Origin of the sequence: Sulfitobacter sp. HI0129, assembly GCF_001635395.1 — a bacterium.
In the GTDB taxonomy this organism is placed as follows: domain Bacteria; phylum Pseudomonadota; class Alphaproteobacteria; order Rhodobacterales; family Rhodobacteraceae; genus Sulfitobacter.
The window spans coordinates 1-6,800 of the sequence record NZ_LWGH01000312.1; the positions used below are offsets into that span (position 1 = coordinate 1).

At 59.9% G+C, this 6,800-nt stretch carries 8 protein-coding genes; 4 read left to right on the forward strand and 4 right to left on the reverse strand.

Going from position 1 to position 6,800, the window contains the following annotated elements; translation table 11 throughout:
• Nucleotides 1-832 (reverse strand): 1-acyl-sn-glycerol-3-phosphate acyltransferase (locus A3764_RS07250; RefSeq protein WP_201722415.1); only part of this gene is annotated, 832 nt, incomplete at its 3' end.
• A 124-nt stretch (nt 833-956) separates the two neighbouring features.
• Here A3764_RS07250 and A3764_RS07255 point away from each other — a divergent pair.
• The 3 genes from A3764_RS07255 to A3764_RS07265 all read left to right on the forward strand — a co-directional run bounded on the left by A3764_RS07255 (nt 957) and on the right by A3764_RS07265 (nt 4,427).
• Nucleotides 957-1,874, forward strand: a complete 918-nt coding sequence (locus A3764_RS07255; protein ID WP_067919194.1) for an alpha/beta fold hydrolase — start codon at nt 957-959, stop codon at nt 1,872-1,874.
• A gap of 155 nt (nt 1,875-2,029) precedes the next feature.
• A complete protein-coding gene (locus tag A3764_RS07260) occupies nt 2,030-3,997 on the forward strand; it encodes a protein meaA (RefSeq protein ID WP_067919192.1) in 1,968 nt (655 codons plus the stop codon).
• Nucleotides 3,998-4,001: 4 nt separating this feature from the next.
• The gene (locus A3764_RS07265) at nt 4,002-4,427 is read left to right on the forward strand and encodes an H-NS histone family protein (protein ID WP_330220248.1); all 426 of its coding nucleotides are present in this window, start codon (nt 4,002-4,004) and stop codon (nt 4,425-4,427) included.
• 49 nt (nt 4,428-4,476) lie between these two features.
• Here the strand turns inward: A3764_RS07265 and A3764_RS07270 are convergent, their stop codons facing one another.
• Nucleotides 4,477-4,818, reverse strand: coding sequence for a DUF3140 domain-containing protein (locus A3764_RS07270; RefSeq protein WP_067919188.1), 342 nt, complete (start codon nt 4,816-4,818; stop codon nt 4,477-4,479).
• A 110-nt stretch (nt 4,819-4,928) separates the two neighbouring features.
• Between A3764_RS07270 and deoD the strand changes: the two genes are divergently transcribed.
• The gene (gene deoD, locus A3764_RS07275; RefSeq protein WP_067919185.1) at nt 4,929-5,639 is read left to right on the forward strand and encodes a purine-nucleoside phosphorylase; all 711 of its coding nucleotides are present in this window, start codon (nt 4,929-4,931) and stop codon (nt 5,637-5,639) included.
• A 9-nt stretch (nt 5,640-5,648) separates the two neighbouring features.
• Here deoD and A3764_RS07280 read toward each other — a convergent pair whose 3' ends face one another.
• Nucleotides 5,649-6,491: an urea carboxylase-associated family protein gene (locus tag A3764_RS07280; RefSeq protein WP_067919183.1), complete on the reverse strand. Its 843-nt coding sequence runs from the start codon at nt 6,489-6,491 to the stop codon at nt 5,649-5,651.
• A partial coding sequence (locus A3764_RS07285) for an FAD-binding protein (RefSeq protein ID WP_150122098.1) occupies nt 6,488-6,800 on the reverse strand: 313 nt, incomplete at its 5' end. The genes A3764_RS07285 and A3764_RS07280, both read right to left, overlap by 4 nt.

Sequence of the window (6,800 nt, forward strand, 5' to 3'; positions counted from 1 at the left end):
GAACGCGGTCATAGTTGATCGCAACCGGTACGAAAACGACGTCACGGGCATTGGCCCTGTCGAACCCTTCGACCACGTAGGCGAGCAATCCCATCTTCGGCGGCTGCAATCGCCCGTCGAGGCTGAGCCCCCCTTCGGGGTAGATCGCCTGCGTCACGCCGCCCGCGATGGCCAGTTGCACATAGCGCGCCAGCACTTTCCGGTAGAGCGCGCCCCGGGACCGGCGGCGGATGAAATAGGCCCCCATGGACTTGATGAGCCTGCTCAACGGCCAGACCCGCGCCCATTCGCCCACAGCATAGGACAGGGCCGAGGACCGCGCGGCCAGATAGGTCACCAGCACATAGTCCATGTTGCTGCGGTGGTTCATGATGAAAACGACCGTCGCATCGCGCGGGATATTGGCGAGCGTGGCATCGTTGCTGTCCGCCGTTTCGATCCGGTAGACCGAATTCGCCAGAAGCTTCGCCACGCGGATGCCGAAACTGAAATAGGCAAAGGCGGAAAAGCTCGGGACGATTTCGCGCGCGTAGTCCTTCGCCTTCTCGAAGGCGACGTTTTCCGGCACGCCGTTTTGCTCGGCATAGGCCACGATTTCACGCGTCACTTCCGGATCGTAGATCAGCCGCTGGATCATGTCGTGCCGCCGGGCGAGCTTGAAAGGCTCGATGGGGCGGGTGAGGCGGGTGTTGAGCTGTGCAACCGCCTTCTCCAGCCGCCTGCGGAAAAACCAGCGGACCGAGGGAAACAGAAGATGGCTGGCTGCCGTCACCGCGGCAAAGAGCATGATCAGGATAAAGAGCCAGAGCGGCAGGGTGATGGTCTGTGTCATGGCGCGAGACTGACAGGGAATCGCCCCTGCATCCAGTTTTAACGGCTTCGTGAAGGAGTTTACGGAACGTAGAGTGGCTGCGCCGGATTGGGCCGGTGTAGTTAATGTAACAAGGACATATAGTATGCAAACCTATTCGAAGACGTTTCTTTCCGCTGCCCTTGGTCTTGGCATCGCCACCGGCGCCCTCGCACAGACAGCCGCCGAACGGCTTGTCCTGCCCGCCCCTGCTGACCGTGATGGCGAAACGGTTTCCGTGAACGGTACGGACATCTTCTATTCCAGCTCCGGCGAAGGTGATGCCATCGTGCTCTTGCACGGCTATCCACTTTCAGGCGCGCTATTTGAACGTGTACGCGACAAGCTCGATGACAATCACCGGGTGATCACGATCGATCATCGCGGTTACGGCAATTCCACCACCCCCGAACCGGTGGACGGCATCGGCCCCTATGCCGAAGACGCGCTGGCCGTACTGAAGGAGTTGGGAGTCGAGAAAGCCGTGATCGGCGGCATGTCCATGGGTGGGCCAATCGTATTCGAGATGTACCGTCAGAACCCGGATGTCTTTTCCGGCGCGATTCTGATCGATACGAACCACAATCCCGCCAATGCGATTGAAAAGGGCATCTGGAACGGCACGCTGGAAACGCTGAAGGGCGAAGATGGCGGCGTCGACAAGATCATTCCCTTCCTCATGCCCAACATGCTGACGGGCGAAACCCGTCTGGTAGAGGCACCCGCGCAGGTCGACTATCTGACCGAAGCGATGAAGCAGGCGTCTCTTGACGGAGCCATCGGTGGTGCCGTGGCGCTGCGGGACCGCCCCGACAGCACAGAAACAGTGAAGAGCATGGATATCCCCGTGCTCGTTCTGGTTGGCCGTGAAGATACGCTTTATCCCGTGGCGATTTCACAGGCGATGGCTGATGCCGCACCCCAAGGTGAAATCGCGGTGATCGAAGGCGCGGCCCATGCCGCCGTGTTCGAAGCGCCCGAGGAAAGCGCCGCTGCCATCATGAACTGGATGTCCAAGATGTAAGCAAGCGCCAAGCGCTTTTTGCATCGCCCGAAGGCGCGCAGCATAGGTTGCGCGCCTTCATTTTTTGCCGCAACGCAGCGAATTGACCCGCCATAAAGTTTCCCGTATCAAGCGACTGACGCAATATTGTTGCTAACGCAGATACGAGGTTCGAGATGTCCCAACCGCAAAAAGACCGCCCCTGGCTGATCCGCACCTATGCCGGACACTCCACGGCGGAAGCGTCCAACGCGCTTTATCGCACGAACCTCGAAAAGGGGCAGACGGGCCTTTCAGTGGCCTTCGATCTGCCGACCCAGACGGGATACGACAGCGATCACGTCCTTTCCCGGGGCGAGGTGGGCAAGGTCGGGGTTCCGGTCTGCCATCTGGGGGACATGCGCACCCTTTTTCAGGACATCCCGCTGGAAAAGATGAACACCTCCATGACGATCAATGCCACGGCTCCATGGCTGCTCGCCCTCTATATCGCGGTGGCAGAGGAACAGGGCGCCGATGTCTCGGCGCTTCAAGGCACCGTTCAGAACGATCTGATCAAGGAATACCTCAGCCGGGGGACCTATATCTGCCCGCCCGCCCCGTCCCTGAAGATGATCGCCGATGTAGCGGAATACTGTTATCGCGAAGTTCCGAAATGGAACCCGATGAACGTGTGTTCCTATCACCTGCAGGAAGCCGGCGCGACGCCGGAACAGGAATTGTCCTTTGCACTTGCCACGGCCACGGCGGTTCTGGATGCATTGCGCCCCCGCGTTCCCGAAGAGGACTTTCCCGCATTGGTTGGGCGGATCTCATTTTTCGTGAATGCCGGTATCCGATTTGTGACCGAAATGTGCAAAATGCGCGCATTCGTGGATCTTTGGGATGAGATTTGCAGGGATCGCTACGGCGTGGAAGATGCAAAATATCGCAGATTCCGATATGGGGTTCAGGTGAATTCGCTCGGCCTTACCGAACAGCAGCCGGAAAACAATGTTTACCGAATTCTGATCGAAATGCTGGCCGTCACACTTTCCAAAAAGGCGCGCGCCCGTGCCGTCCAATTGCCGGCCTGGAACGAAGCGCTTGGCCTGCCGCGCCCCTGGGACCAGCAATGGTCCATGCGGATGCAACAGATCCTCGCCTATGAAACCGATCTTCTGGAATTCGACGACCTGTTTGACGAAAACCCGGCAGTAGACGCCAAAGTGGCCGAATTGAAAGAGGCCGCCCGTGCGGAGCTTGCACATCTCGATGGGCTTGGCGGCGCGATTTCCGGCATCGAGTACATGAAGGGCCGTCTTGTCGAAAGCAATTCGGAGCGCCTTGGCCGGATCGAGGCGGGCGAGACCGTCGTCGTCGGTGTGAACAAGTGGCAGGCGGGTGAGCCTTCCCCCCTGATGACGGGGGATGGTGGCATCATGGTCGTTGATCCGGCAGTCGAGGCGCAACAGATCGCCCGGCTTGAAGAATGGCGCTCCGAGCGAGACGCCGAAGCGGTCGAGAAAGCGCTGGCCGATCTGCGTGCCGCCGCCGCCGAGGGGCGCAACATCATGCCCCCTTCCATTGCCGCTGCGAGGGCGGGTGTTACCACAGGCGAATGGGCTGCGGAAATGCGCAGCGCCCACGGGGAGTATCGCGGCCCCACCGGTGTCGCGACCGGGCGGTCCAACAAAACCGAAGGACTGGACGATCTGCGCGAGGCAGTTGACACGGTCAGCGCGAAACTGGGTCGCCGCCTGAAGTTTTTGGTCGGCAAGCCCGGGCTCGACGGTCATTCCAACGGGGCCGAACAGATTGCCGTTCGCGCTCGCGATTGCGGGATGGACATTACCTATGAGGGTATTCGCCTCACACCAGAAGAAATCGTTAACGCGGCATTGAAAGACGAGGCCCATGTGGTCGGGCTTTCCATTCTTTCAGGATCGCATATTCCGCTCATCGAGGATTTGATGGAACGGATGAGGAATGCCGGGCTGGGCCATGTCGCGGTAATCGTGGGGGGAATCATTCCCGAAGAAGATGCAGCTCGCCTGCGCGCTATGGGGGTTGCACGGGTCTATACGCCGAAAGATTTCGAATTGAACGTAATCATGAAAGACATTGTTGCCCTTGCGGATCCCGCTGCAGTTGCAGCCGAATAGCACAATGACACAAATAGGTCTTTGCGAATGGAAAGGAACTGCTGTATTTCGAAATAGCATTAAACAGGAAGGGACCCTAATGGCTGTCGACTTAAGCAGCATGTCGCGTAATCAGTTGGAAAAACTGCGAGACGATGTGGATAACGCTATTGAAAAGGCGAAAGAGAAAGATCGTGCCGATGCGAAATCGGCGGCCGAAAAGGCTGCTGCGCAGTTCGGTTTTTCGCTCGACGACCTGACAGGTGGCAGCGGGGGCATGCGCCGGGGCGGCAAGAAATCCGCACCGAAAACCGTTTCCCCGCCCAAATACGCCAATCCCGCCGACCCCAGCGAAACATGGACCGGAAAGGGGCGGCAGCCGAAATGGTATCGTCAGGCCATGGATGACGGGATGAAACCCGAACAGCTCGAAATCAGAAAAGACACCTGATTGATCGGCTCAACGGCGGACCGGGGGAAAGCGGCCCGCCGTTTTGAAATCAGGCGCAGCCATCGTCCTTCAGCGGATCGTGGCCCCAATTCTTCAACGAATATTCCCAGTCGCTTTGTTCAGGGTCCTTCGGCACCTGCGCACAGTGACGCGCGATGTATCCCACGACTTTAGCCATGTGATCCCAGTCGTTATCCGACAAATCGTCCTTGTTGGTGTTCTTGATCTCGACGATGCGCCGACCGGATTTATGCCCGGTACTTTCGCCACCGTCTGAATCCCCTACCGATTTGCTTTCTTCGGTCTCCAGCCAATCTTCCAACTCGGCGGGGGCCATGTTGACCCGTTCTTGCCATTCGTCCCAGATCTCGTCGCGGGATTTATCGCTCATGTCCGTCTCCTGCATTTACCTGGGAAAACGGGTGGAACCGGGGGTTGTTCCCGTCTTGCCGTCTGCGGTACCTGCGGGCAATCTGGCGGCTTGCAGCAGGAGGACGACGAATGACCGTGCATATCGGGGCGCAAAAGGGCGAGATCGCCGAAACCGTATTGATGCCCGGCGATCCCTATCGCGCCCGCTGGGCCGCAGAAACGTTTCTGACCGCTCCCAAGCTGGTTAACGAAGTCCGTGGCATGTTGGGCTATACCGGAACGTGGAGGGGCAACCGCGTCACCATCCAGGGCTCCGGGATGGGGATGCCTTCGCTATCGATCTACGCGAACGAATTGATGCGCGAATACGGGGCCAAAACGCTGATCCGCATAGGCTCCTGCGGGGGCATGCAGCCGCAGGTGAACATCCGCGACGTGATCATCGCCATGACGGCGAGCACGCTCACCTCCCCCTCGGCGGGTTTTTTCCGCGAACTCAATTTTGCCCCCTGCGCCGACTGGCCCCTGCTGAAAGCGGCGGTGGCAGCCGCTGAACGCCGCGGCACGCCCACCCATGTGGGGGGCATCTATTCGTCTGACGTCTTCTATGCGGAGCGTTCCGACCTTGATGAGCAGATGGTCCGCCACGGGATACTCGGCGTCGAAATGGAAGCTGCAGAGCTTTATACATTGGCGGCACGGCATGGTTGCCGCGCGCTGGCAGTCCTGACCGTTTCCGACCATCTGCAAACCGGTGAGGCGCTGCCCTCCGATCAGCGGGAAAAGAGCTTTGGCGATATGGTCGAAATCGCGCTGGAGGCTGCGTTTCCTCAGGGCTGACAACGCGGATCAGGTGCCGTGGGTGCGGTCGTAGGTGGTGGGGGGCGGCGGCGTCCATCCATCCGGCGCACCATCCGCAGGTCTGAGGATTTCGACTCGCAGGGGATAGCACGCGGCCACATCCGATGAATGTTCGGCCGAACAATCCCCCCCGGGGCAGGTGCTGAGCGCGCCCAGCAGGTCCTGCTCGGCGAAAAACTCGATGTAATCGCCCGGGCGCACCGGGCTTGCCTTCATGAAATACTGGCCCGTATCGCGGGTGAAGCCCGTACACATGAAAACGTTCAGCACATCGTGCACATGGGCTTCGGCCTCTTGCGCGGTCTGACCTAGATGCCCGGCGAGCGCGCGGGTCAGATTTGAATGGCAACAGTGGTGATACTGCCCGCCCGAAAGCAAGGCATGGGTATAAGGATCGCAGCGCGTGCCGATCACGTCATGCACGCCCCCGCCAAAGGCATCCATTCCGTACCAGTCCAACGTGTCATGGGTAATGGTCGCCAGTGGGCGCATATGCGGAAAACTGGACCAGAGCCTGTCGCCGGTGCTGACATGCGTCCCATGAAGCGCGCGGGTCTTGCCCGAATAGAATCGTTCGGACAGATCATCTGCGTTCCACAGGTTCAGATCCCCCACCTGCGGCCCTTCGATGGAATGAATGCGAAAGAAATGCCCGGCGGGCACGCGAAAGGTCCGGGCATCGCGCGGGGGCACGATGACCTCATCCAACGGCACCAGCGTATCGCGCGCGGCCTCGTAAAGCTGCATGTCCGGTCTGGGCAAGGTCTGGACCGGGTAGCAGATCACGGGGGTGACGGCGCGGCGAGCTTCGGCATCCTCTGGCGGTTTCACGCGTTGTCCCCCGCGATACGGCCCGAAAAGATGCACCCCCCGAGGAAGGTCCCTTCGAGCGCGTTGTACCCGTGATAGCCGCCACCGCCAAAGCCGCATACTTCACCCGCAGCGTAAAGCCCGTCGAAGACTGCCCCGTCGGGGGTGAGCACCCTGCCCTGAATGTCCGTATGCAGCCCGCCCAGCGATTTGCGGGTCAGTATGTTGAGCCGCACCGCAATGAGCGGCCCGTTGGCCGGATCGAGAATCGCATGGGGTTTGGCGGTGCGGCTCAACATACTGACCCGCAAATCGCTGGGCGGGCTGCAT